This window comes from Ignavibacteria bacterium, assembly GCA_017302895.1.
Taxonomy (GTDB): Bacteria; Bacteroidota; Ignavibacteria; order Ignavibacteriales; family Ignavibacteriaceae; genus UTCHB3.
In genome coordinates this window covers 1,651,254-1,673,368 of the sequence record JAFLBV010000001.1, presented here as the reverse complement: position 1 = coordinate 1,673,368, position 22,115 = coordinate 1,651,254, and the positions used below count along the sequence as shown (strand labels likewise).

The following is a 22,115-nucleotide window of genomic DNA, read 5'->3' as shown; positions in this document are numbered from 1 at the left end:
TTATACTCGAAAGGATACAACAATGACTTATGACGAATTAATGAGTGAAATAGTAGGTGCCAAGCCGAAGTTTGAAGAACCCGAGGAGCTGATGAAGCTGATCAGGAGATTAATCGAACAGAATGAAGAGCTTCAAAAGCGAGTGAAAAATCTGCAAGAGTGGAACAGGTATTATAAACAAGCAAATGTGAAGCTGATGGAAGAAAATCACAACCTGAAATGGAGTAGCCAATGACAGGATTGGTGATAGGCTTCATACTCGGGTGGCTGGCGTGTGCTTTTAGCATAGCACGCAACAGAGATGATTACACATCGAAAATAGCAATGCTTAAAGAAGAAATAAACAACCTAACAAAAGGAGCAACAAAATGAGTAACGCTGTAACTCAGCCGGTTCAACACGGGCGTAGCAATCTCAGTTTAGTGAGAGTATCGCAAGAACTTATTGGCGATGCGAATAAGCTAAACACCATTTATCAGGAGCTTAAGGATCGGACGATCTGCTTAATTCCTGAAACGGCAAATTTCAGTGCAGACAGGAGCAAGAAGTTGAGTCTGACTGTGATCACGGTAGATACAAAAATGGAATCAGCTTTCGGAAATCAGGATATTTATAAGACCGATTCGGGTACCTTCGCTCTTCATCTGACAAAACTAAAAGAGATATTTCTTTCAGCTGGGGGCAATGTCATTGACAGTCGAATTCTGGAAAGAAAAGTTGATCAGGATGGCAGAGTTTTGTTTATCTCACACCAGCTTAAGGGAAAGATCCAGAGCATAGACGGGACCATCAAGGAAGCAGTTGCAACAGGGAAATACGATTTCATCAGAGATTGTGACCGTTTCCAGAAGAACGGGCAACCGAATATGGCGGCTGTAAACCAGAGAAGAAAACACGCAGAGGCATTGGCAGAATCAAACGCAATGCAAAGACTGATTATGAGTCTCGTTGCGAAACTGAAAGCCAGCTACACTATCCATGAACTTCAATCCAAACCGATCATAGTGGCATGCGTAACGGAAGATAAAGCCGGTCTTCTCGAGATGCTTCCCGAAGCCGAGAGAGCTTTAGTAAGGTCCGAATATGTGAGGGCAAAATTAGGGCTCGGTAATCCGATCTATGAGGGTAAACAGATTGAGCAAGCGATACCCGAGGCAAAAGAAGTGAAGGTAGTTGATGTCTCTCTGAGTGATGAAGAGTATGAAGAAATAGAGGCTGAGACTTCTCACACCGAAGATGTTTCGGAGACCTTATTCAGTGCAGACCCAAGGGATGTAGCCGAGATGTACAGAGATCTAACCCCAGACGACAGGACTGAACGAATCATGGGACTGGTCGAAAGCACCGGCTATGTTTCACCGAAGGGAGTTCCCATCACGCCAGATGCGATTGAGGCACTCTCATTAAATCAGCAGATATCATTTGTTGAAAGACTGCTTAAACTCAAAGCAGAACAGGAGGCGGTATTATGAGACGCGATTTGACATTCCTTCATACTGCGGACTGGCACGCTGACAGCGATCCCGTTAAGCAAGAGAAGCTGATCAAAAGCCTTGAGTTCATAACCGGTTATGTTGCCAAGAATGATGTAACGGCGATAATCCACGCCGGGGATATCTGGGAAAGGAAGCAGAGCTACACAGAAAACTCCGGAGTTCCGATTGTGATCGATTACTTAAGAAAAATGAGCAAGTATGTTGAGCATATCTTCATCACGAAGGGGAACAATCACCATGACGAGCCCGGTAGCGTTGCACTTCTTCACCAGATCGAACCCAACATTCACGCGTATGAAAGACCGGCTGTGTTGGCAGTCGGTAAAGATCAGGTGACAATGCTAAACGGTGAACTAAATCCCTACTTCCAACATCCTGAGTATCTGATTTCGCTCGTACCATATCCAACCAAAGCCGCATTGGTCGGCGATCAAAGCATTGATAATAATAACACAGAATTTCTTGAGGAGTTTGAAAACATTTTCGAGGCAATCGGGACCTTCAAGACGAGCTTCCCGACTCTTCCCCATCTGCTCGCATTTCATGGAAATGTGATGGGTTCGAGACTTTCATCAGGTCAGTCACTCCTCGGACAAGATATAATAGTCTCTCCCACCACACTTCGAAAAGCCAAAGCTGACTACTACGCACTTGGACACATTCACCTCGCCCAAAACATCGCAGAAGACATCAGGTATTCAGGCTCAATTTACAACAAGAGCTGGGGAGAGACAGAACAAAAAGGATTCAATATTATCAATTTTAATGAAATCGATCCTGATTGCTACGATATGTACATCGAGAGAGTACCGATACAAGGAGCCAAACCAATGATAAAAGTCGAAGGGAAGTTCGAAAACGGCGTCTGGATAATTGATAATTGCCCGCTGTCAGATGAGAATGTTGATTTCAGGTTTTGCTACAAAGTCAGAGAAGAGGACTTGAAGCTGATCACACCCGAGAAGATCCAGATCGTGTTCGACTTACTCAACAAAGATACGAGGATTGAAAGGGAAATCATTCCGATGGAGAGAGAGTCGAGGTCGGAGAAGATTATGACCTGCAAAAGTCTCTATGATGAAGTCCTCGAGTATGCGGCAATAGTTGATGTAAAAGTCAACGGAGCTTTGAAACCGAAAGTAGCGGAGATCGAGGCATGAGAAGCATATCTAATTCCTTTCAACTTCGCACTTGGCAGGCCAAGGCAAAGGAGCTGGTTAAGGTCCGTATTAATGCCGGTAAAAGGGACTTCCTCTGTGTGGCTACACCTGGTGGAGGAAAGACGAACCTTGCACTTGCATTTGCCCGCGAATCACTCGAAACAGGCTATGTTCACAGGGTTGTAATCGTGGTTCCGACAGAGCACTTGAAAAAACAGTGGGCACAGAATGCAGCTCTGAATTTCGGAATCGATCTCGATCCTTATTTCAAAAACGATGCGATGCGAGAAGCCCCAGACTATGACGGGGTGGTTATCACATACGCTCAGTTGGGAAAAGATCCGCAGGTTCACAAATACAACACGGAAAGAGTAAGCACCTTGGCAATCTTTGACGAAGTGCATCATGCCGGTGATTCACTCAGCTGGGGACAGGGAGTGTTAATCGGATTCGAGAATGCAAAATTCAGACTCGAGATGAGCGGCACACCTTTCAGATGTGACGACGCGAAGATCCCTTTTATCACCTATGAGAATGAAGTGAGCAAAGCTGACTACGAGTACAGTTATGAACAGGCGATGTTGGACAATGTTTGCAGACCGGTTTACTTCCCTGCTTATGACGGTAAGATGAAATACAAAGTTGGGATGGAAATATTCGAGCACTCATTCACTGACAGAATAGAAAAGGATCTCGTATCGAAACGGTTAAAAACGGCGCTTGCGACTGGTGGTGGGTGGCTAAGGCAAGTGATCAGCGAGGCACACGCCAAACTGGTGGAGATTCGCAAAGGTGAACACCCGAATGCCGGTGGTTTAATCTTCGCCATTAATCAGAAACATGCCAAGGACATTCAGAAAGTGGTTCACGCAGTCACCGGAACAATCCCAGAAATTGTGATCAGTGAGGACACTGACGGATCCAGAAGGATTGAAGGATTCACAAACAGTTATGAACCTTGGATTGTCTGTGTAAAAATGATTTCAGAGGGCGTGGATATTCCACGATTGAGAGTCGGAGTTTACGCTACGAATGTGAAAGCTGAGCTATTCTTTAGACAGGCAGTAGGTCGCTTTGTCAGGATGATTCAGGGAATCCGTCAGCAGGAAGCATACATTTACATCCCCATGGATCCGGACATTACCAAGATGGCGAAGGAGATCCAAGAGGAACGAGAACACAGCCTTGCCGAAGCAGAGAGAACGGCCAACACAGACCTATTCGGCAATCCAATCAGTGACTACATACCTGCCAGACAAGGAAAATTCATTCCTCTTTCATCAGAAGCATTGCAAGCAACGGTTTACCAGACCTCGGTAGAAATCGGGTCAGGTGCAAAAATGAGTGTGGTACAACAGACGGAACAAACCATATACGAACAAAAGAGAAGGTTAAAGGAACGGATTAACTCGATAGCAAAAAACCTCGCATTGAAAGACGCCCGGGAAATGAGACTTGAAAGACCTGATTTCCCAAGATACCACAGAATGTGGATCGACAATGGCGGAAAGAACATTGAGCTGGAGACACTTCCCGAATTGGAGAAGCGTTTGAACTGGCTCTTAAGACAACAAAACTAAAAGGAAGCAACAATGAAGATACACAGCTTGAAGCTCAGAGGAGCGATAGGAATCAGAAAGGGACTTGGCCAAGAAGAAGTCTCTCTAAATTTTAAGGATTTCGCACCAGGTCTGGTTGCGATTTCAGGAAGAAACGGCACCGGCAAAACAACGATCATTGAGAACCTGCACCCATACAGATGTATGGTATCGAGAGATGGAAGTCTGACAACTCAATTTTACCTGAAGGATTCGTACAGGGTGCTTGAATTCGAGTACAACGGAAAACAGTACGAGAGCAAGATCCTGATCGACGCGCTGACAGGAGCAAGCGAGGCCTACCTTTTTGAACAGGGCAAAGCGCTGAATGACGGGAAGCTGACGACATACGACAAAGCAATAGAGGATCTACTGGGAAGCAGGGATCTGTTCTTCAATTCAGTTTTTTCAGGGCAGAAGTCGAAGGGTATCGCGCAGCTGAAACCAGCCGAAATCAAGACGCTCTTTTTCGAGCTTTTGAACCTGAATCATTACGAAGTGTACTGCGAAAGGGCAAAAGAGAAGTTGAAGGAGAAGCAGTTGCAGTTGAGTTCGATCGAAGGAGAGATCAGGGTACTTATGGAATCGGTACTCGATGTTAATGAGGCAGATGTGCTCAGGGGAAGGGAGACACTTCAGTACCTCGAGGATGCGATTCTGACGAGCGGGAATGACCTTAGGAAGTCGCAAAACAGGAAAGACGAGTTGCAGACTGAGTTAGCCCGGACAGAGGCCGTATTTGCCAATTACAAGACGATCGAGAAGGAAATATTCGCAAAATGGGACAAGTTTCATGAGATCGACAAAGGGCTGGAGAGAGAACTCGAGAGAATGAAAACCGAGATGGAGAAGGAGATCGCAGAAGTCACGAAGTCTCGGAGTCACGGTGACACGGAGCTTGAAGTGATCGAGGCAAAGATCACCAGGGCGAGAAAGCTGATGATGAACCTCGAAACCATCAACGCGAACATCGCCAAGAAGAAAGAACTTGAAGCCAAGCTGAAGGGGATCAGGGAGAGCATCGACCGGGAATCGCAGATGATGAGAAACGGCATGGAACACAAACAGAAGCTGCTTGGACTTCTCCCCCTTGAGGAGATCAACACGCTGGAGAAGAATATCTTTGAGACGGAACTCCGCGAAGGTAAGCTCAAGAAGGACCTTGAAAAAGCGGAGATGGAGTACCGGTTGATTGATGAAGTACCGTGTGACGAAATCACAGGCTCGAACTGCCAATTCCTGAAGAACGCGCATCTGATGAAAGAAGCAATACCGGCCATCAAGAATGAGCTTGAATCACTTTACCCCACTCTGGAAGCTGACAGGAGAGCACTTGGAAGCCACACTTCCCGAAAGGCTGAGCTCGAAAAGGAGATCGATCAATTTGAACAGGTCACTCAGATAATCAGGGAAAATGAAAGGGAGCTGAGGCTGGAAGCGAGCAGGATCGAGACGGAGCTTGCGGATCTTGAGAGACATCCTTGGGAAAATCTTCTTCAGGAAGCTCAGAAGGCTGAGAGTGACATCAGGGTGCATGAGATGGAGATCGAGGCTCTCGCGAAAGAGGAGGAAGCCTACAGAAAGGAGCTCGCTACGATCAGGGAGCGGTACGCGGCGATTGAAGACGAGAAGAGAAGATCGGCGGCCGAGATGGCGGCCGAGATCAAGCAGGAGATCGAAAGAATGGAAGACGAGATCGATCCGACACTTGAGCAGCAGGTGAATTCAATCAGGTTCAAACTCGAGCTTACAGCAGGTGAGATCATGAAACACACGGGTGAGATCGAGCTTCTGAACACGAGACTGAAAGCTCATCAGGCGAAACTTCAAGAGCTTGAGTTAAGGGTCGAGCAGGCCAAGGCGACACAGGCCAAAATAAACGCCAAGATGACCGAGAAGGTGCTTGTGGAGACTGAGATCAATGAGTACGCATTTCTGGTGAAGGCATTCGACAAAACGGGAATACCGGTACTGAAATTAGAGAACTCGGGGATCGAGATCTCGTCACGGGCCAACGAACTGCTTTCGCTATTCGAGAATAAGTTCAGGATCGTTTTTGAGACCACTAGCTGGACCAAGGACAAGAAGAAACTGAAAGAGACCTTCCTGATCAATGTGGTAGAAGAAGATGGAGTATGCAACTTGAGTGACAAATCAGGCGGGCAACAGGTATGGTTGGAGACGGCAATCCAGCTGGCGATCTCGCTTGTGGTAAGACAACAAGGCCGCAGGATCGAGACCAGCTTTCTTGATGAGAAAGACGGTGCCTTGGATATCGAGAATGCTTACAGCTACATGCGAATGCTGGAAAAAGCACACGCTATGAGCGGCGTCCACAACACCTTCATCATTACGCACAGGCCGGAACTTTTAGAGCTGATCGGGCAGAAGGTGGTTCTAAAGGACGGGTTTTTACAAACAATCAATAACTGAGGAATAACAATGAAATCAATAATTGAACACCTTGAGGAAATCAAGTCACATTACTCAGGTTGGATATGCAGTACAGAAGGATTCATAAAGGATCTCGAAGAGAAGCAGTCTTCCCCTGATGAAAAAGTACGGTTGGAAGCTTATTACAGCAAAAACCTCACTGATTACAGAGCAAAGATAGTCGCTTTAGATATCGCAATTTTAGAGCTTAAAGGAGGCGCAGCATGATATATACCTGTAAAGATTGCGGTGGTGAAATGAAATCATTATTCGACGGGACACTCATTGAGTGTTCCGCTTGCCACCGGGTAGAAAAAACCTTAGGAAGTGAAGAAAGCAGAAAAACAAAATGCAGATCATGTGGAGAGGAAATTGTTTTCGTACCGACAAAATCCGGAAAGCTGATGCCGGTTAATGCGGACACTTACGACAATTCAAAGCTCTTTGACATCAAGAGACATATTGCTCATTTTGCCACCTGTCCCGATGCACAAAAGTTTAGAAGGGAGAAAAAGTGATGAACCCCAAGATAAAACGCAAGCTAAAGGTTTACAACGACCGGTATCGTAATTCAGGCGGTTTTAGGATGGAAATCTCTGAGGAAAATAAGACCCAAAACAATAAAGTTATTCTCTTTAGAAATTACAAAGATATAGAATTAAAGCTGTGTACACTCACAGAAGCTTTTGGATTATATCCATGTGTTTTAGATTTAGAAGATGTTATGATACCTCTGGTGAATCCCGGACCAATTCAAGACTTTTTGTACTACGGAATGGCGATACTTGAGGACATGAAAGGAGATCAAAAATGAAAATCGAATTAATAGACAGATTGGAAAATAAGTATGCAGAGATTCTTGAAATTCTCGAAGAGTCAGGTTATGACAAAACAATTAAAATAACCTTTGAAACAAAAAAGGAATTACAATCTTTCAGAACAGGTTTTTACGGTCAATTAAAAAGAACAAATATTAAAATAAAAAGTTGGGTTGATGGATTGTCGCTATTCATCAATAAAAAATTGGAGGTTGAAAGATGAAAACAATCAACTATTTCAATTACGAAAAAGAACTAACAAATGAAGATATTATTCGTTACGCGAAAATAATAGCACAGGCTTCGAAGGAAATCAGTGAGATTGAGGAAGCCAAGAAACGACTTCGCGACCTGAAAGAGACAATCGAGCGACATTCAAAATATATCCAAGAAGGAAAGATCGTATCGCTTTATCAGGGTGAATTTGAATGGCACAAACCAGTTCAAAATTGCGTAACAATCAGTTCACCTACTGGACGCTTCCCAGCATTTTTAAGGGATATGACACCGGAAGAAATTAAGGAACATAGCCAGTTGGAGATTCCTTTTGATAATACGGTAGAGCAGGTTACCGATATGATTGTAGAAGCCGCCAAGGAGGCTGGATTTGATACTGTGATGAAAGATGAAAAAACCAACTCTGAGGATGAAGACGATATATTCTTGGACAATGCCGGTGAGGAGGAATTCACAAAGCAAGGTGACTATTATATCAAAGGGCCACAAGGGTTTCACAGCCCAATGGTATGGGATGTATTAAGACATGACGGGCATGGAAGAATGCCCGATCACATTGGAACATTTTACAGTCACTCTGATGCCAAACGGAAAGTTAGAGAGCTCCGAAAGGAAGCTGAGGCACAAAAGGAGCGGATAAGAACAGATCAAATCCCTGTTTACAAAAGTGAAAAAGATGGAAGTTATTTCCTTCTTGATAACGAGGGTAATCGTTTACCCTTGGAAGTGCTTATCGATGCGGATAAAACGATAACTTTTATTGATCCATTTGATAAAGGTCAGTTCTTAGTAAAAAGCCCCGAGGATATTCAACTTCGTGACGAAGAACCAGAGCAGTTAAGCAAAGTGAAGGTCTGGAAAGCCTTGAATGGTGGTTATTTCGTTTTTAACGAACAACAAGATCCAGTACCTCTGAAAGTCCTGAACAGCTTAGAGAATGTTGTATTTCTTGAACAGGAAGGAGTTGAAGGAGTGATTCTCAAAAGGCACTCTGAAATTATTCCAAGCGGGATTTACTTATGAGACCAGACACTCTTATATCTCAATTTGAAAGGCAGTTCGACCCTTACACTGTAAGGGTTCTGCCTGACAAAAGTGTTGCACTTGCCACCATCCATAGCGACGGAAAAATCACCGTACATTTCAAGGTTTTGGGCAAAGATTCAGAACCAAAATTACGCATCGGTTACGGTATGCCGTGGCACTACTCTACACAAATGTTGACAGATTTTTTCAAAGTTTCTGAAAAAATTCTGAAATATTTAGAAAATTCCTCGCAAAAGGAGAAAAAATAAAATGGCACGACCAATCAAGGAAGGAGCAGATTATTTTTCGCACGATGTAGATGCAAGCGCAGACCCTAAGCTGGAAGCTATTGAAGCTGTCTATGGAAATGACGGGTACGCAGTTTACTTCAAATTGCTCGAAAAAATCTACCGAAGTTCGGATTATAGCATTAGTCTGAGACTCCCAAATATCTACATAATCCTTGCAAAAAGGTGCAATGTGACAGAAAAACGATTCAGGGAGATACTAAACTTCGCATTTGAGTTGAATCTATTCAGTAAGGAAGAAGAGGAGCAAAATAAGAGAATAACCAGTACAGGTATCATCAAAAGAGCAGGAAAAATAACCGAAGAACGGGAGAAAAAAAGGAGGTTTTTCCTGGAAAAACAGAGGGAGAAACAGGAGGAGAAACACAGGGAGAAATCAGGGGAAAACAAAGATGAAACACAAGGAGAAACTACACAAAGTAAAGTAAAGGAAAGTAAAGAAAAGAAAAGCAATATATATAATAACCCCCTAACCCCCTTAGAAGGGGGAACAGTGACGCCACAAAAAGATGATGCCAAACCTGACTGGAATACTACCCTGCTAAAGATATTTCAGGAAGAGTTTGAAGTATCTCGAGGATTCCCCTATGCACTAACCAGCTACAAAGGAAAAGAGGCAAAAGAGATCAACGATGTTTACAGGAAATACCTGCAGATGAAAGAATCAATGGGAATTATCCCGAACACAGAGCAGGCACTTCAGGACATGAGAAACTTTTGCAGAATCTCAATGAACATCAAAGACAAATGGATCTACGACAACATGAGTCCCGGAGTTCTATCAACAAAATTCACAACTATCGCAACAATGATGAAAGAGAATCGAAATGGAACACATCAAAGATCAAATCTCACAGATGCAGATATTGCCGATGTTATCAGAGCAACAGGATTGCAATGAGAAGACTTCACAGGGAATGATTGTAAACTCAGGAAACGAGCTGGTACCGAGGAAAGAAACTTTCAGTGCAAGGACATTTGCAGAAGTTTCAAAGACTCTTCAGGTGGCATTTCCGGTGGTGAACAAAGACTGGTTGCTATTGCTTTCAACGATCCTCAAAGACGAAGGTTACTCGGATGCTGATTTGAAGAAAGCGGTTTTGAAGGTCATAAAAGAGGAGACTTTCAATCAGGTTGTACCGGCAATTGCGAAGTTTTGTAACCAGGTGAAGAGAGTTAAACTCTACAGCTATTACGATCTCGAAGTCATAACTTCCCAAGGCAAAGACACTTGGAAAAACTACGGAATGGTTCACCGGGGAAAGAACGGCATTCTTTGGGCAAAGCGGGCTGACATTGAAAAATACGGTATTGAGGAGATACAACCAACGAAGATTTATGAAGTCACAGCGATTGTGAGCAACGATCATGAGTAAAGTAAGGTTACCATATGCTTTGGTTGTTGATCGTGTCTCTAAAGCGTTCTTTGTCGATTGTTGTCGTTAACAAGGAGCAGATTTGAAGAAGAAAACAGATAAAAATCAGAAGGAAATTGTTACGGTCTTAAGACAGGTCGGAGCCGATGTTTTGGATCTTTCTGCTGTAGGTGGCGGGTGTCCTGATCTGGTGGTAGCATGGAGAGGTGAGAACATTTTTGTAGAGGTAAAGAACCCCAAGACATACGGCAAATTGAGAGAGAGTCAGAAGGAGTTTTTTGAACGATGGAGAGGAAAAAAGATCGTGGTTTATACCGTTGATGAAGCACTCGAAAAGTTAGGAATCCTGCAATGAGGGTTAGTGAATATGAAGTCACCACCGCACTTAAAAAGCTGAAAAACAGGATAGCAAGCAGGAACGAAAGACACGGCGACCAGCCACACTTTAGCCGGCACGAAAGTGTTGCTATCTGTGATGAAGAGATGACAGAGATAAAGCTCGCGGTTCATGCCAAGGCATCAGATCAGGAGCTCGCAGACGAATATCTCGATCTCGCATGTGCGGCACTGTGGGCATTTCTGAGTGTCGATAAGTACCAAGGAAGCAAGTAACCTAAAAACATTAGGTTGATTTATACATTTTGAAAGGTTAATATTTCGACATGGAATCGGCATTAATTCTGGATTTATTAGAAGTTTTGGAGAAACACAATGTGATTCCTGCTCATATCTTGCGAAAAGAGCGAATCAAAGTGGAGTACCGACAAATGCGAGAAACCGGGCTTTCTTGCAAAAAAGCAAAGGAAGAATTAAGTAACCGGCACAATGTGTCAATAAAGTCAGTAGAGGTGATTGTTTATGGCAAAGATGCCAAATAACTTGGGCGAGCTCAAAGAAGCTGATTACAACCCAAGGCTTATCAAGGATAAAAATTTCAAAGGTCTGAAATATTCTCTGTCAGAATTCGGGGATATTTCAGGGATTGTGTTTAATTCGAAAACGGGAAACCTGGTCTGCGGACATCAAAGAGTGCGAGCTCTAAAAGAAGAATTCGGAGACCTGCAGATAGATGGCGACAAGGTTGTTACTCCTGCCGGTGAATTCAGAATTCGCATCGTGGATTGGGACCCAGACAAGGAACGAGCCGCAAACATAGCGGGCAACGCAGAGACTCTTCAAGGCGAATGGACAGAGGCAGCTCGATTACTGATAGAAGAAGTCAGGCTCAATGCACCTGATGCATTCAGCTCGCTTCACCTTCAGGATTTGAACTTGTCGGTCACTGAGGAGACGATCGCAATCGAAGGACAATCGAGCGATATAAGCATCCAGCAGAGAATGAAGCTGAGATTCGGTGAGCATGAAGTGTATATGACAGATGATGAGCTTAACGGATTGATAGACACCTACGAACGGTATGTGGAGAAACACCGTGTGAACTCAGGTTTTGTAACATATCTGATCGAGGGCAAATGAAATTCATAGAGCAATACCCAATCAAAGATCTCCGACCTGCAGACTACAACCCTCGAAAGATCGCGCCCGGGAGCTTCGAACGGCTGAAGGAATCGATCTCACGATACGGAGTGGTTAAACCTGTAATCCTGAATGGGAACGGCGTTCTTACTGCCGGTCACCAGCGAATTAAAGCCATGAAAGCTTTGGGAATGAAGACGGTCCCTGCGATCATGTTGCGTGACATCTCCCTTCATGACGAGATCAAATTCAACTTGTTTCACAACTCCATCGAGACCAACAAGAGCTACGCGAAGATACTTAATGCTGATCAGCTTCCTTTTGGTTACAGCTTTGTGGAGTTTGACAATTATGAAGTGGGCGAAAACCTGAATTCAACAATCGTGAAAAGCATTAACGATCTCTATATCAGATACGGAAACTGGGGTTCTGTCGTCTGTGATGAGGAAGGAAGGGTAATTCTCAATTCGGATTATGTCCTCGGTATGGCCCGGTTCAAAGAAAAGGTGCTGGTTTACAAAGTTCACGGTGACGGTCTGGATCTGTGCAAGTTGCTGAATGAGAATTACGGCAACTATTGCTATGATGCTCTCGACATAAAACCATGGGTGCAACATCATTGCCAAATGAGTAGGGTCAAGAACGACGAGAAAGAAGCTCTGCGTTCTACTTTGTACGAAACTCATGTACTTCCCTATCTCAAAAAACATCATACGACCGTTGACTTTGGTGCCGGTAAGATGGCGTATGTGAAGTTCTTGCAAGGGAAAGGATTTCGTATTGTCGGTTATGAACCTTACTTCAAAAAGACCAATTCAGAAATCCTGATCTCAAAAGTTGTTGCTGATATTGAGAGCGTTTATCAGTCACTGGTAAAGTTCGGTTTGTTTGATGTGGTGATACTTGACAGTGTGATCAACTCCGTAACTTCCCTTGATTATGAGCGATTTGTGATGACCACCTGCAATGCTTTAATGCATCCCGACGGGACTTTCTTCATGGCGACCAGGTGTAAAGAATCTGCGGACAGCCGGTATAAACTGACAAAAAGCACTTCGAAAGGGCGCATCATTGAGTTCCTTGACGAGAACAATTTCTCAGCCACATTCCGCCAAAAAGTGTGGACTATGCAGAAGTTCCACAGTAAGGAATCCTTCCTTATATTAGTTGGAACTTATTTCGACACCATGGAATATTCCGGGAGCAGTAGTCAGCATTACGCCGTTGCCAAGGGTCCGAAACAGTTTCCAGAGGAAGCTTACAGAGAGGCATTGGAAGTGGAATTCAATATGGAATATCCTGATGGATTCAAACACAACAAACATCAAAAATTAGTAGATTTACTAATTAAATTAGTAAGGGAGCGATATGCAACCGACAATTCTTGAACTTGAAATAACAGGCAAATTCAGATACCTTTGGCTGAAATATGTAAGAGGCGTGAACCTGAATGTTCACTGTGGAAGGTGCTTAACAGGTGATTACAGCACCATTGTTGCATCTGATATAACGATCTACGATCCATTCGATCTAAACGAATTTCCTGCAAAATACTACTACCTCTGTGGAGTAGCTACTCCACCAAAGTGGTCGAATAATTTTCATCTCGCATTTAAGTATGCCCCCGGGAAACTTCTGGAAATTGAGCGAAATGGAGTACATACGACAATCAAAGATGCTGAAGAAATTCCGATAAAATGGATCTCTCCTTCAGGTAATTCAGATATTCCCCAGTGGCAAAAGAATCTTGCCAAGCAGAGAGGACCATCCTATTTCACTTGCCGTAACTGGCAGTTTGCTTGCATGATTGCAGAGGAGTTTGGACATGGCAACTGAAAGAATACCTGAAAAAATAATCTGGTCACGGGTCGATGCTGTAGTAAACCTGATTCTTGAAAACACGAGGTATTTGGACGGCAAACGCCAAAAGGAGTTATCAGAGCTCGTTTCAGCAAAATATAAAGTGTCTATACGGACAGCACAAAGATATATCTCTGCGGCTAAATTAGACATCCGCAACATGACGACAGCGAAAACCGAAGCAGCTCTTGAAAGGGCTTTGATGGATCGTGAGCTTTTACTCGTTAAAGCAAAGGGTTTGTGGAACGATGAAAAGAAGGAATATGATGTAGCCCCTGATTACTGGCTCTTCCTCGAAGCGGCTAAAGATCGGGATAAGCTTCTTGGTCTCTATGTCGACAAACAGAAATCCGAAACGATCACAAAGAACATCGATATGAGCCGGTTCACCGAATTTGGGTTAGAGGAATTGGCAAAAGGCGTAGATATTCAGGTCGTTATGTTGGACCCTCGGGCATATCGAGTTATGAATGAATGAGCAAACTTACACTGATGGCAATTGCCGAGCTGGAACTTAGAAAGAGAAAAGAAGCCCGAAGGCAGTTGGATAATGCACGGCGGGAAATATACCAAAAGGATCCTCTTGCCTATTTTGAAGAGAGGCTGGGCATCAGGCGGGAAACGATTGACTGGAGTTTGATTCCTGAATATGAGGGGCACAAGTGGGACGGAACTCCAAACCCGTTTAAGGCTGTAGCTGATGCACTTGTGAATAACCGATGGGTAGGCGTTGAATCTGCAACAGGTACAGGAAAGACCCACTTCGGGGCTTTGGTAGTGTTCTGGTTTTTAGAGTGTTTTGAGAACAGCATTGTCGTAACAACAGCACCAAAGCAAGATCAGCTTATGTTGCACATATGGAAGGAGATCTCGAAGTTATATCCGAAGTTCGGAAAGGGAGAATATACTTCACTAAAGCTAAGAATGAACCCGAGGCAGGACGACTGGCTGGCGGTTGGATTTGTTGCCGGTGTTAAGGCGAACGAGGAATCGAACACTAAAGCACAGGGGTTCCATGCTGAGCATATGTTGATCATACTCGAAGAAACTCCGGGTGTTCCGTTACCGATCATAAACGCCTTTGAGAATACAAGTGTGGCTCCTCATAACCTGATTCTCGCATTTGGGAACCCTGATCATCAACTGGATTCACTTCACAGGTTTTGTATGTTGCCAAAGGTGGAGCATATCAGGATAAGTGCATACGACCACCCAAACATTGTTCTGGGGAATCCATTGTACATACCGGGTGCGACAAGTCAGGAAGGTGTAAACGGGATTATCGACAAGTTCGGCGAGGGTTCGCCTATGGCACTCTCGAGAACCAGAGGTATCTCCCCTGCTCAAGCTTCAGACGCATTGATCAGAATTGAGTGGTGTCTGCAGGCGGTGGACAGGTTCGCGGAAAAACTTGAGATTGTTACAAAAGATGGTGGAGAATATGCAATGGGCGTGGATGTTGCGAACAGTGAAACAGGTGACAAGGCTTCAATTGCCTTGGGGATTGGAAATGTTTGCATCAGTGTGGAAGATTTCCAGTGTCCGGATGCGAATCAGCTTGGTCACCAGGTGTATTTGCTGATGAAGGAAAAAGAGATTTCAGAAAAGCGTGTTGGTGTCGATGGAGTTGGAGTTGGTGCCGGCACGGTGAATACATTGCGGGAATATGGTTTGCGTTACAAAGGGATTAATATTCAGTCGGGTAATGCACCAGTGAAGCTGAAGGACAAAGCGGAGCAGTTCAATAATTTGAGAAGTCAGATGTGGTGGCAATGTCGTGAGGATCTTCGAAGTGGAGAAATAGCAATGCCAAACGATACCGAGTTGATAGCAGATCTCTCGGCACCAAAGTTTGAGACGAACAACAAAGTGATAGTAGTGGAATCTAAAGAGACAATCAAAAAGCGATTAGGGCGGTCACCAAATAAGGGAGACTCATTCGTTTATTGGAACTGGGTACGAAAGAAGAGGGGCGGAGTCGGCGAGGCAAAAGCGGTGTTAGGTATTAGGTATTAGGTATTAGGTATTAGGTATGACTGATTATTGGATTAAAAAGAGGCAAAAATGAACAGTAAAGATGTTGTGAAGATGATTGAGAACTATGGTAACGAAATTAATCATCGGGTAATTATGGATTTGATAGATGAGCACAGACCGGTCAGGGATAGAATGATCCGGGATTACAACGAATATGCGGGTAATGTCCCGATAAATTCAAGGGTTTTTGACAATCCGAACAAACTGAATAACAAGCTTAATAACGATTTTAGGGGAGAGATCATAGACGGAATAACAGGCTACATGTTTGGGAAACCGATCACCTGGAAGATTGACGACACAACATATTCAGAAGGTGACAAGAAAAGGATTGAGAAAGCTATCAAGGATTTCAGAAAAAGAAACAATGTCGAGGATCTTGATTCGATAACCGGTGAATTTGCATCAATCTGCGGATATGCGGCCCGGCTTTGCTGGATCGATGGTGAAGGACTCGAAAGAATAATGAATCTCCACCCATGGGAAGTGATCTTCGTTGAGGATGTAACGATTCAGGATGTTGTTTACGCTCTCATTTACTACACTGTAACCGAAAAAACAGGAAATACAACCCGGGAAAGAACGGTTGTTGAGTGGTACGACAAGACGAATGTGACCTATTTTGTGACAGATAACAACGGAAAGTTTGTCCCTGATAATTCGGGATTGTTCGGGAAATCGGGTCCGCATCTGTTTGATTTCGTGCCGGTTATTCGCTTCAATAACAACAATCTCCAAAGCTCTGATTTTGAGAAGGTTCGATCCTTGATAGATGCTTATGACAGGCTGATGAGTGATGTACAAAATGAGATTGAGGAATTCCGTTTAGCTTATCTTTTGATTTTCGGTGCTGAGATTACTCCGGAGACACTTCAACTCTTAAGACAAACGGGAGCGTTGGGTCTGGCTGAGGGTGAAGATGCCAGATTTTTGACCAAGCAAGCGGATGCCAATTTCATCGATCTTCATAAGAAAACACTTTCGGAAAACATTTATAAATTCTCGAAGAGTGTTGACATGTCAGACGAGCAGTTTTCGGGTGCCAGCCAGTCGGGAGAGAGTCGAAAGTGGAAGTTGTTGGGGTTAGAGTTTAGAGCGATTACGAAAGAACGGAAGTTCAAGGCGGGATTAGATCAGATGATGAGAGTAATCTGTTCGGCATGGCAAAAGAAACAGGTGCCACTTCAATACGAAGATATCGAATTTGTGTTTACAAGAAGCTTGCCTGTGGATATGCTCTATCTTGGTGATGTTGTTCAAAAGCTTAAGGGCATTGTGTCAGATGAAACACTTCTCGGAATGTTACCGTTTATTACGGATGTATTGAGAGAGCTGGAGCTGATCGAGCAGGAACGATATCAGTATGGAACAGGGATGCTCTCAAAAGTCCCTGTGGAAACCAATACTGATCAAGAGGCTGCATGAGTCCTAACCAACGGATATTAAAGCTTCTGCAGGTCTCTGATCTTGAGGCGGAGAAGCTTATTCTTGGATACGAAAAGGATCTGATCAAAGCTTATAGTTCGGCATTGAAGGACATTAAGCAGATGATTGCGGAGATGTTCGAGAAATACGGTGATCAGGTGACCTACAAGGATATGGTTGCATATCAGAGGCTTACCAATCTCGAACTGGGCATTGCCAAGCAGATCAAAACGCTTACCGGCAAGGGCAAACGGACTGTGGAAAAAGCCTTTAGAGACATTGTTTCAGAGAGCTTTAGTGCAACTGGTACCGCTATTTCTAAGAGCTTGGAAGTGACGGTAGGCTTTGGAGTGATGAATGAGGAAGTGATTAAGACCGCAATTCTAAATCCTATGCAAAGGATCACCTGGTCTGATGCACTTCAGGAGAATTCCGCGAAATATCTTTCACAGATCAAGACGGAGCTTTCGCAGGGGCTTATTAAAGGTGAAGGTTATGCCAAGATTGCCAAAAGATTAGAGAAGTCTACGGAGATGTCTGCGAATAAGACGATTAGAATTGTGAGGACAGAGGGACATCGAGCGCAGAGTGTCGGCAGGAAGTTGGCGGTGGATAATGTCGAGGGTGCCGCTGATCGATTGGGTATCAAGATCAAACGGGTGTGGGTTGCCACCAGTGACGACCGCACCCGGGACAGTCACAAAGCCATGGATGGTAAGGAAGCTGATGACGATGGTCTCTTTACTTTGCCGAGCGGGGTACGCACGGAAGGACCCGGTATGTCAGGTGTTGCCGAAGAGGATATTAATTGTCGGTGTACGGTGAGGGTTGAGGTGGTGTAAAAAATGTGATTGTTAAAATATAACAAATTGTTAAAATTTATTAACTTAATAGGATTGATATTTTATTTTAATTGCCACTTCATTAATCGATTAAAAGAGCGTCACAAAATGGGAGAGAACGGTAATAATATCCTGTCGGAAAGTGATGTTAGTACATTGCGAAAAATCAATTCACAGCGAAGAAACGGGTTTTTAGTATTACTTGATATTAAAGATTCAACAATTAGAAAAATCCATTACAGTGAAAAATGGGCCACCCAAACTGGTATTTTATACTCTGCATTCCGCAGGTTTTTTGAGTCCTTTGCCGAAAAGATGGGAGCAGAGCAGGCGATTATTAAGTTTATAGGGGACGGTTTACTAGTTTTTTACCCTGGTACAATCGGTAAGGAAAAATTTAAAAATCAGGAATGCGATCCACAACTGGCACAGTTTTTAATAGATAATACTCTTGAATTTATTAATGCGATACATGAAGAAGACGAATTCTGTGGCTTAAAATTAAAATCTGTAATTGCCTATTTGACAGGTATTCAATTGATCGATACAGGAGCAAGTGGTGCGAAGGATGTATTGGGACGAGGCATTGACTTTGCTTTTAGATTAGAGAAATTTGCTGATACCACCCACATTGTTCTAAATGAGATGATAGCGAATGCGATTAAGAGAACTCAGAAAATTTCAGAATCTCAGCAAAAATTTGAATTAATCAGTTGTCGAAGGAAAATGCGAGGATGGGACGATGCCAAAGGTGAAGTTTTCTACTTATTAACCGGCAAGCAAATGATTGCTGATAATATTACCGCAATAATTCCATCTATTTATAGTGAAAATGTCACTAATGAATTGTTTAGTTTTTTTGTAAAAAAAAGGCCATCAACAAATGCGTTTTCAAGTGTTGATCAGCTAATCCAAAAAGCATTAGAGAATTTGGAAAATGGATTCTCAAAAGGAGCGAGTGATGAGCATTGATATTGAAAAATTTTCGGTTTTAACTCTTTTATACACCAGCAAAAGAGCAATTAAGAGGACAAGTCTTAATAAATTATTGTTTTTCAGTGATGTATTTCATCTCATACAGTATAACCAAGTGATAACTGCGGCGAAATATTACAAAATGCCATACGGACCTGTTCCTGAATACATTGATGAGGTAAGAAGGTTCTTAATTGAGAAGAACTTCTTAACTGAAGAAGAGACAGTCGAGTATTCTAACTTTGTGTACAACTATCGAAGTACTCTTGATGCGAATCAATATCGATTTTTCATTGATAATTTTTTCGACGAAAAAGAACGCGAGACCATTAAGTTAGTCAGTTGTAACCTTATCCATTGGAATGCCTCTGATCTGTCACGGAAATCTCATGAATTTGAACCGTGGAAAAGCGCAAATTGGAATGAGGAATTGGATTTAACGAAGTGTCAGAATGACAATAAATTATTGGAATGGGCCAACACCATCATCAAACAATAGAAACCCTCAGATTCTTAACAAAACGAGGCTGTCTCGATACTGCACTTGGAATCGAATGAAAATAGTTTATCCTCGACCCGTTCTCGTAACGGGTTTTTTATTCCCCCTCTTTTCTAACAAACTCCTTGCTACTGAAAATCAGCTCGCCGTAACAGACCTCGTTATCCATTAAAAACCAAATATTCATCTCAATAACATCTCCATTGGCAAGGTTGTATCTATTTTCGTATCTACTCCCTTTTTTAAGATAAGAGATAATTTCAGGTTTTGTGTACTTTCGCCAAAATCGACCAGTATCGGTGACGATAAAGGGTTGTGGAGTGGTTGTATATAACCAAAGTAAACCTTTATTATGCTGATCAGCTAAATAAAATGTACTATCAAGATTTCCACGATATGTGAAGGTGAACTTTTTCTGATGTAAGCGGTCGTTAATGAAAAGGTAGGAGGAATTTCGCAGACTATCATCTCTTCCAGTCAACATGAAATTATAATAGATACGATCATTTAATGTGCCGATCAAGTAATTGGTAGTATCGAATTTGTCGGTGGCCCAAGTCTGGCTCGGTGAGGTGTAAAACTTCGGGTAATGCTGATACTGAGCAGAAAGTAACCCTGAAAGAACAGCTAATAAAAGAGCGATTCTCATATATAAAATTCCTTGCAAAAAATATAAACGATGATGTTTGAAACTATGAAAATAATTTCAATTGGCAAAGAAGAAACCCCAAAATCTGGGGTTTTCTTTTAGGAAGGGATTAAGGTGGGGTTAATCTTATTCGAGGTTCTGGTTCATTCTTTTCATTTTATACCACCAGTGGTTTAAGGTTTGTTGATGTTCTTTTGTGTGTTTCGAGCATTTCGTTGTAACCTTCTATCAAAAGCTCCAGCTCGATTTCATATTCCACTATTTCCCTTTGATAGTCCATGTGATCTTCTTCATTACCCTCCTCGATTGCAGTGTAGAGAAGAGGTTCGAGTTCACTGATTCGGATTTTCAGACCGGCTATTCTTGTGAGCATTGATGCCATTTTCATTAACCGGTTTGCCTCTGTGCTGATCGTCTGTTGAAGATTCATTTTGATTCTCCTTCCTTTTTATTAATGGTAAGCATTGAATTCTGCAGAATCTGGTTCAATTCGTCTATGACTTCTGTAAATCCTCTTTTGGCTTCGGCTAACTCTTGCTGGTATCTGCTTCTCTCGAAAGTAAAAGGTTTGCCGCTTTCTGGTTCGAGTTCGTCTAACTCTTTCAGATTCCTTTCGAGCCTTGCTATTTCCCACTCATAGTCTGACATTCTGCCTGTTAATGCTGAGAGCTTATTTAAGTTGTCAATTGTTTTTTTTGTGATTGGTGTCTCTAACATTTTGTATCTCCGTTTTATGAAGGGCGGTTGGTCCGCCCCCCGGTTTTGTGTTTATTGTATTCTTACTATTGTATTGTTCCACTCTTCTTTCAGAACTTCAATCGCTTTTTTTGCTTCTTCCAACTGTGCTGTAAATTTGCTTTTCCAGATCTCGAAACTTTCATTGGCTATTTCATTCTGTGAAAACAACTCTTCAGCATCTTTCAAATTTTGTGTTGCTCTTTCTATCCTCAACTCTTCTCTCCAGATGCTATCTGCAATTTTTGTCAGCTTATTGGCGATTTCCTGAGCTTTGATTCCGTTTGTGTTTTGTGTGTTTGTCATTTTTATGTCTCCGTGTTGTAATTAATTTCTTATGATTAATATAGGATTGCAGTAATACGGGTCAAGTTTTTTGCGAATTATTTTAGAGAAAAATTTATCTCTAAACCTTTGCATTATAAAGACTTATCACAAAACTATTTCAATATTTTTCGAGTAACCTAAAAAGTTTAGGTTGATTTCACTTCCTGCCTGACATAAAATTCCCCTAAAGATTTTTGAAAATGTTGCACTGATGAGGCATGCACTCACAGGGCACGCAAAAAGGAGAAGAGAATGGACTTGGAGAAATTGATTGCGTTTTTGAAGGAGAAGGAAGCTGGCGAAGAGGTGTTGAAGTTTGTGGAAGGACTTAAACCGGTTACGAGTGAAACGGTGAAGGACTATGTAGAAAATACCGACGAAGGTAAGAAGCTTCTGATGAGCCTGACGGATGCAAAGGTTACGAAATCGATTGAGAGCTGGAAGCAGAATAATCTGCAGAAGGTGCTTGATGATGAGATTGCCAAGAGGTACCCACCCGAGAGTGAGGACGCAAAGAAGCTGAGGGAACTGGAGAAGAAGCAGAACGATCTGCTGGCAGAATTGAAGAGAAAAGATCTTCTTAATGCCGCAATCAAGGAAGCTACTGTGAAAGGTTTACCGGTCGATATTGTGGACAGGTTTTTGGGTGATGATGAAGAAGGTACCAAGCGAAATATAAGTCTGTTCGAGGAGCATTTTAAAAGGGCAGTTGAAGCTCAGGTAAGCGACAAGTTTAAGCAGAATGGAAGAGAACCGGGGGCAAACGCTTCTGCAGCTCCACCTCCTGCCGGGACACAAAGCGAACTGACGAAAGCACTGCTCGAATTAGTTTAATTTT

Annotated in this window: 30 protein-coding genes; 26 read left to right on the top strand and 4 right to left on the bottom strand. The window is 42.9% G+C overall.

Features of this window, described 5'->3' with window-relative positions; all coding sequences use genetic code 11:
• The first annotated feature begins 22 nt into the window (after positions 1-22).
• The 25 genes from J0L60_06750 to J0L60_06630 all read left to right on the top strand — a co-directional run bounded on the left by J0L60_06750 (position 23) and on the right by J0L60_06630 (position 19,566).
• A complete protein-coding gene (locus tag J0L60_06750; protein MBN8545816.1) occupies positions 23-235 on the top strand; it encodes a hypothetical protein in 213 nt (70 codons plus the stop codon).
• Complete coding sequence (locus J0L60_06745) at positions 232-372, top strand: LapA family protein (protein MBN8545815.1); 141 nt, start codon at positions 232-234, stop codon at positions 370-372. Before J0L60_06750 ends, J0L60_06745 begins: the two co-directional genes overlap by 4 nt.
• Positions 369-1,472, top strand: coding sequence for a hypothetical protein (locus tag J0L60_06740; protein ID MBN8545814.1), 1,104 nt, complete (start codon positions 369-371; stop codon positions 1,470-1,472). The genes J0L60_06745 and J0L60_06740 overlap by 4 nt, the downstream gene beginning before the upstream one ends.
• Complete coding sequence (locus tag J0L60_06735) at positions 1,469-2,656, top strand: metallophosphoesterase (GenBank protein ID MBN8545813.1); 1,188 nt, start codon at positions 1,469-1,471, stop codon at positions 2,654-2,656. The genes J0L60_06740 and J0L60_06735 overlap by 4 nt, the downstream gene beginning before the upstream one ends.
• Positions 2,653-4,236 (top strand): DEAD/DEAH box helicase, encoded by a 1,584-nt coding sequence (locus tag J0L60_06730; protein MBN8545812.1) that lies wholly within the window; start codon positions 2,653-2,655, stop codon positions 4,234-4,236. The genes J0L60_06735 and J0L60_06730 overlap by 4 nt, the downstream gene beginning before the upstream one ends.
• Positions 4,237-4,248: 12 nt before the next feature.
• Entirely contained in the window at positions 4,249-6,687 is a 2,439-nt protein-coding gene (locus tag J0L60_06725) for a hypothetical protein (protein MBN8545811.1), read from the top strand.
• A gap of 9 nt (positions 6,688-6,696) precedes the next feature.
• Positions 6,697-6,915 carry a hypothetical protein gene (locus J0L60_06720; GenBank protein MBN8545810.1) on the top strand — a complete coding sequence of 73 codons (219 nt, stop codon included), beginning with the start codon at positions 6,697-6,699 and terminating at the stop codon, positions 6,913-6,915.
• Between the two features lie 29 nt (positions 6,916-6,944).
• The gene (locus tag J0L60_06715) at positions 6,945-7,205 is read left to right on the top strand and encodes a hypothetical protein (GenBank protein MBN8545809.1); all 261 of its coding nucleotides are present in this window, start codon (positions 6,945-6,947) and stop codon (positions 7,203-7,205) included.
• On the top strand, positions 7,205-7,501 hold the full coding sequence (locus tag J0L60_06710; protein ID MBN8545808.1) for a hypothetical protein: 297 nt from the start codon (positions 7,205-7,207) through the stop codon (positions 7,499-7,501). Before J0L60_06715 ends, J0L60_06710 begins: the two co-directional genes overlap by 1 nt.
• A complete protein-coding gene (locus J0L60_06705) occupies positions 7,498-7,728 on the top strand; it encodes a hypothetical protein (GenBank protein ID MBN8545807.1) in 231 nt (76 codons plus the stop codon). Before J0L60_06710 ends, J0L60_06705 begins: the two co-directional genes overlap by 4 nt.
• Positions 7,725-8,765 (top strand): hypothetical protein, encoded by a 1,041-nt coding sequence (locus tag J0L60_06700; GenBank protein ID MBN8545806.1) that lies wholly within the window; start codon positions 7,725-7,727, stop codon positions 8,763-8,765. Before J0L60_06705 ends, J0L60_06700 begins: the two co-directional genes overlap by 4 nt.
• A complete protein-coding gene (locus tag J0L60_06695) occupies positions 8,762-9,037 on the top strand; it encodes a hypothetical protein (protein ID MBN8545805.1) in 276 nt (91 codons plus the stop codon). Before J0L60_06700 ends, J0L60_06695 begins: the two co-directional genes overlap by 4 nt.
• A gap of 1 nt (position 9,038) precedes the next feature.
• Positions 9,039-9,977, top strand: a complete 939-nt coding sequence (locus J0L60_06690; GenBank protein ID MBN8545804.1) for a DUF4373 domain-containing protein — start codon at positions 9,039-9,041, stop codon at positions 9,975-9,977.
• Positions 9,949-10,452, top strand: coding sequence for a hypothetical protein (locus J0L60_06685; protein MBN8545803.1), 504 nt, complete (start codon positions 9,949-9,951; stop codon positions 10,450-10,452). Before J0L60_06690 ends, J0L60_06685 begins: the two co-directional genes overlap by 29 nt.
• Positions 10,453-10,534: 82 nt before the next feature.
• Positions 10,535-10,807, top strand: coding sequence for a VRR-NUC domain-containing protein (locus tag J0L60_06680; GenBank protein MBN8545802.1), 273 nt, complete (start codon positions 10,535-10,537; stop codon positions 10,805-10,807).
• Complete coding sequence (locus tag J0L60_06675) at positions 10,804-11,064, top strand: hypothetical protein (GenBank protein MBN8545801.1); 261 nt, start codon at positions 10,804-10,806, stop codon at positions 11,062-11,064. Before J0L60_06680 ends, J0L60_06675 begins: the two co-directional genes overlap by 4 nt.
• Before the next feature lie 246 nt (positions 11,065-11,310).
• On the top strand, positions 11,311-11,928 hold the full coding sequence (locus J0L60_06670; GenBank protein ID MBN8545800.1) for a hypothetical protein: 618 nt from the start codon (positions 11,311-11,313) through the stop codon (positions 11,926-11,928).
• On the top strand, positions 11,925-13,316 hold the full coding sequence (locus J0L60_06665) for a ParB N-terminal domain-containing protein (GenBank protein ID MBN8545799.1): 1,392 nt from the start codon (positions 11,925-11,927) through the stop codon (positions 13,314-13,316). Before J0L60_06670 ends, J0L60_06665 begins: the two co-directional genes overlap by 4 nt.
• On the top strand, positions 13,297-13,764 hold the full coding sequence (locus J0L60_06660) for a hypothetical protein (protein ID MBN8545798.1): 468 nt from the start codon (positions 13,297-13,299) through the stop codon (positions 13,762-13,764). Before J0L60_06665 ends, J0L60_06660 begins: the two co-directional genes overlap by 20 nt.
• Positions 13,754-14,266, top strand: a complete 513-nt coding sequence (locus J0L60_06655) for a hypothetical protein (protein MBN8545797.1) — start codon at positions 13,754-13,756, stop codon at positions 14,264-14,266. The genes J0L60_06660 and J0L60_06655 overlap by 11 nt, the downstream gene beginning before the upstream one ends.
• A complete protein-coding gene (locus J0L60_06650) occupies positions 14,263-15,804 on the top strand; it encodes a hypothetical protein (protein ID MBN8545796.1) in 1,542 nt (513 codons plus the stop codon). The genes J0L60_06655 and J0L60_06650 overlap by 4 nt, the downstream gene beginning before the upstream one ends.
• Positions 15,805-15,852: 48 nt before the next feature.
• A complete protein-coding gene (locus J0L60_06645) occupies positions 15,853-17,250 on the top strand; it encodes a phage portal protein (GenBank protein ID MBN8545795.1) in 1,398 nt (465 codons plus the stop codon).
• Positions 17,247-18,092 carry a hypothetical protein gene (locus J0L60_06640; protein MBN8545794.1) on the top strand — a complete coding sequence of 282 codons (846 nt, stop codon included), beginning with the start codon at positions 17,247-17,249 and terminating at the stop codon, positions 18,090-18,092. The genes J0L60_06645 and J0L60_06640 overlap by 4 nt, the downstream gene beginning before the upstream one ends.
• A 108-nt stretch (positions 18,093-18,200) precedes the next feature.
• The gene (locus tag J0L60_06635) at positions 18,201-19,064 is read left to right on the top strand and encodes an adenylate/guanylate cyclase domain-containing protein (GenBank protein ID MBN8545793.1); all 864 of its coding nucleotides are present in this window, start codon (positions 18,201-18,203) and stop codon (positions 19,062-19,064) included.
• Positions 19,054-19,566: a SocA family protein gene (locus J0L60_06630; GenBank protein ID MBN8545792.1), complete on the top strand. Its 513-nt coding sequence runs from the start codon at positions 19,054-19,056 to the stop codon at positions 19,564-19,566. Before J0L60_06635 ends, J0L60_06630 begins: the two co-directional genes overlap by 11 nt.
• A gap of 97 nt (positions 19,567-19,663) precedes the next feature.
• Here J0L60_06630 and J0L60_06625 read toward each other — a convergent pair whose 3' ends face one another.
• The 4 genes from J0L60_06625 to J0L60_06610 all read right to left on the bottom strand — a co-directional run bounded on the left by J0L60_06625 (position 19,664) and on the right by J0L60_06610 (position 21,256).
• A complete protein-coding gene (locus J0L60_06625; protein ID MBN8545791.1) occupies positions 19,664-20,215 on the bottom strand; it encodes a hypothetical protein in 552 nt (183 codons plus the stop codon).
• A 157-nt stretch (positions 20,216-20,372) separates the two neighbouring features.
• Positions 20,373-20,645 carry a hypothetical protein gene (locus tag J0L60_06620; GenBank protein ID MBN8545790.1) on the bottom strand — a complete coding sequence of 91 codons (273 nt, stop codon included), beginning with the start codon at positions 20,643-20,645 and terminating at the stop codon, positions 20,373-20,375.
• On the bottom strand, positions 20,642-20,932 hold the full coding sequence (locus J0L60_06615) for a hypothetical protein (protein ID MBN8545789.1): 291 nt from the start codon (positions 20,930-20,932) through the stop codon (positions 20,642-20,644). The genes J0L60_06620 and J0L60_06615 overlap by 4 nt, the downstream gene beginning before the upstream one ends.
• Before the next feature lie 51 nt (positions 20,933-20,983).
• A complete protein-coding gene (locus J0L60_06610) occupies positions 20,984-21,256 on the bottom strand; it encodes a hypothetical protein (protein MBN8545788.1) in 273 nt (90 codons plus the stop codon).
• 273 nt (positions 21,257-21,529) lie between these two features.
• Here J0L60_06610 and J0L60_06605 point away from each other — a divergent pair, with 273 nt between their 5' ends.
• Positions 21,530-22,111, top strand: coding sequence for a DUF4355 domain-containing protein (locus J0L60_06605; GenBank protein MBN8545787.1), 582 nt, complete (start codon positions 21,530-21,532; stop codon positions 22,109-22,111).
• Positions 22,112-22,115 lie beyond the last annotated feature (4 nt).

Bases quoted from the DNA above. Each gene is read 5' to 3' on its own strand.
- J0L60_06675 (MBN8545801.1), top strand. From the start codon at position 10,804: ATGAGGGTTAGTGAATATGAAGTCACCACCGCACTTAAAAAGCTGAAA.
- J0L60_06610 (MBN8545788.1), bottom strand. From the start codon at position 21,256: ATGACAAACACACAAAACACAAACGGAATCAAAGCTCAGGAAATCGCC.
- J0L60_06705 (MBN8545807.1), top strand. From the start codon at position 7,498: ATGAAAATCGAATTAATAGACAGATTGGAAAATAAGTATGCAGAGATT.
- J0L60_06710 (MBN8545808.1), top strand. From the start codon at position 7,205: ATGAACCCCAAGATAAAACGCAAGCTAAAGGTTTACAACGACCGGTAT.
- J0L60_06695 (MBN8545805.1), top strand. From the start codon at position 8,762: ATGAGACCAGACACTCTTATATCTCAATTTGAAAGGCAGTTCGACCCT.
- J0L60_06700 (MBN8545806.1), top strand. From the start codon at position 7,725: ATGAAAACAATCAACTATTTCAATTACGAAAAAGAACTAACAAATGAA.
- J0L60_06660 (MBN8545798.1), top strand. From the start codon at position 13,297: ATGCAACCGACAATTCTTGAACTTGAAATAACAGGCAAATTCAGATAC.
- J0L60_06625 (MBN8545791.1), bottom strand. From the start codon at position 20,215: ATGAGAATCGCTCTTTTATTAGCTGTTCTTTCAGGGTTACTTTCTGCT.
- J0L60_06685 (MBN8545803.1), top strand. From the start codon at position 9,949: ATGTTATCAGAGCAACAGGATTGCAATGAGAAGACTTCACAGGGAATG.
- J0L60_06650 (MBN8545796.1), top strand. From the start codon at position 14,263: ATGAGCAAACTTACACTGATGGCAATTGCCGAGCTGGAACTTAGAAAG.
- J0L60_06725 (MBN8545811.1), top strand. From the start codon at position 4,249: ATGAAGATACACAGCTTGAAGCTCAGAGGAGCGATAGGAATCAGAAAG.
- J0L60_06665 (MBN8545799.1), top strand. From the start codon at position 11,925: ATGAAATTCATAGAGCAATACCCAATCAAAGATCTCCGACCTGCAGAC.
- J0L60_06640 (MBN8545794.1), top strand. From the start codon at position 17,247: ATGAGTCCTAACCAACGGATATTAAAGCTTCTGCAGGTCTCTGATCTT.
- J0L60_06750 (MBN8545816.1), top strand. From the start codon at position 23: ATGACTTATGACGAATTAATGAGTGAAATAGTAGGTGCCAAGCCGAAG.
- J0L60_06720 (MBN8545810.1), top strand. From the start codon at position 6,697: ATGAAATCAATAATTGAACACCTTGAGGAAATCAAGTCACATTACTCA.
- J0L60_06740 (MBN8545814.1), top strand. From the start codon at position 369: ATGAGTAACGCTGTAACTCAGCCGGTTCAACACGGGCGTAGCAATCTC.
- J0L60_06605 (MBN8545787.1), top strand. From the start codon at position 21,530: ATGGACTTGGAGAAATTGATTGCGTTTTTGAAGGAGAAGGAAGCTGGC.
- J0L60_06730 (MBN8545812.1), top strand. From the start codon at position 2,653: ATGAGAAGCATATCTAATTCCTTTCAACTTCGCACTTGGCAGGCCAAG.
- J0L60_06615 (MBN8545789.1), bottom strand. From the start codon at position 20,932: ATGTTAGAGACACCAATCACAAAAAAAACAATTGACAACTTAAATAAG.
- J0L60_06635 (MBN8545793.1), top strand. From the start codon at position 18,201: ATGGGAGAGAACGGTAATAATATCCTGTCGGAAAGTGATGTTAGTACA.
- J0L60_06620 (MBN8545790.1), bottom strand. From the start codon at position 20,645: ATGAATCTTCAACAGACGATCAGCACAGAGGCAAACCGGTTAATGAAA.
- J0L60_06715 (MBN8545809.1), top strand. From the start codon at position 6,945: ATGAAATCATTATTCGACGGGACACTCATTGAGTGTTCCGCTTGCCAC.
- J0L60_06645 (MBN8545795.1), top strand. From the start codon at position 15,853: ATGAACAGTAAAGATGTTGTGAAGATGATTGAGAACTATGGTAACGAA.
- J0L60_06630 (MBN8545792.1), top strand. From the start codon at position 19,054: ATGAGCATTGATATTGAAAAATTTTCGGTTTTAACTCTTTTATACACC.
- J0L60_06655 (MBN8545797.1), top strand. From the start codon at position 13,754: ATGGCAACTGAAAGAATACCTGAAAAAATAATCTGGTCACGGGTCGAT.
- J0L60_06690 (MBN8545804.1), top strand. From the start codon at position 9,039: ATGGCACGACCAATCAAGGAAGGAGCAGATTATTTTTCGCACGATGTA.
- J0L60_06745 (MBN8545815.1), top strand. From the start codon at position 232: ATGACAGGATTGGTGATAGGCTTCATACTCGGGTGGCTGGCGTGTGCT.
- J0L60_06670 (MBN8545800.1), top strand. From the start codon at position 11,311: ATGGCAAAGATGCCAAATAACTTGGGCGAGCTCAAAGAAGCTGATTAC.
- J0L60_06735 (MBN8545813.1), top strand. From the start codon at position 1,469: ATGAGACGCGATTTGACATTCCTTCATACTGCGGACTGGCACGCTGAC.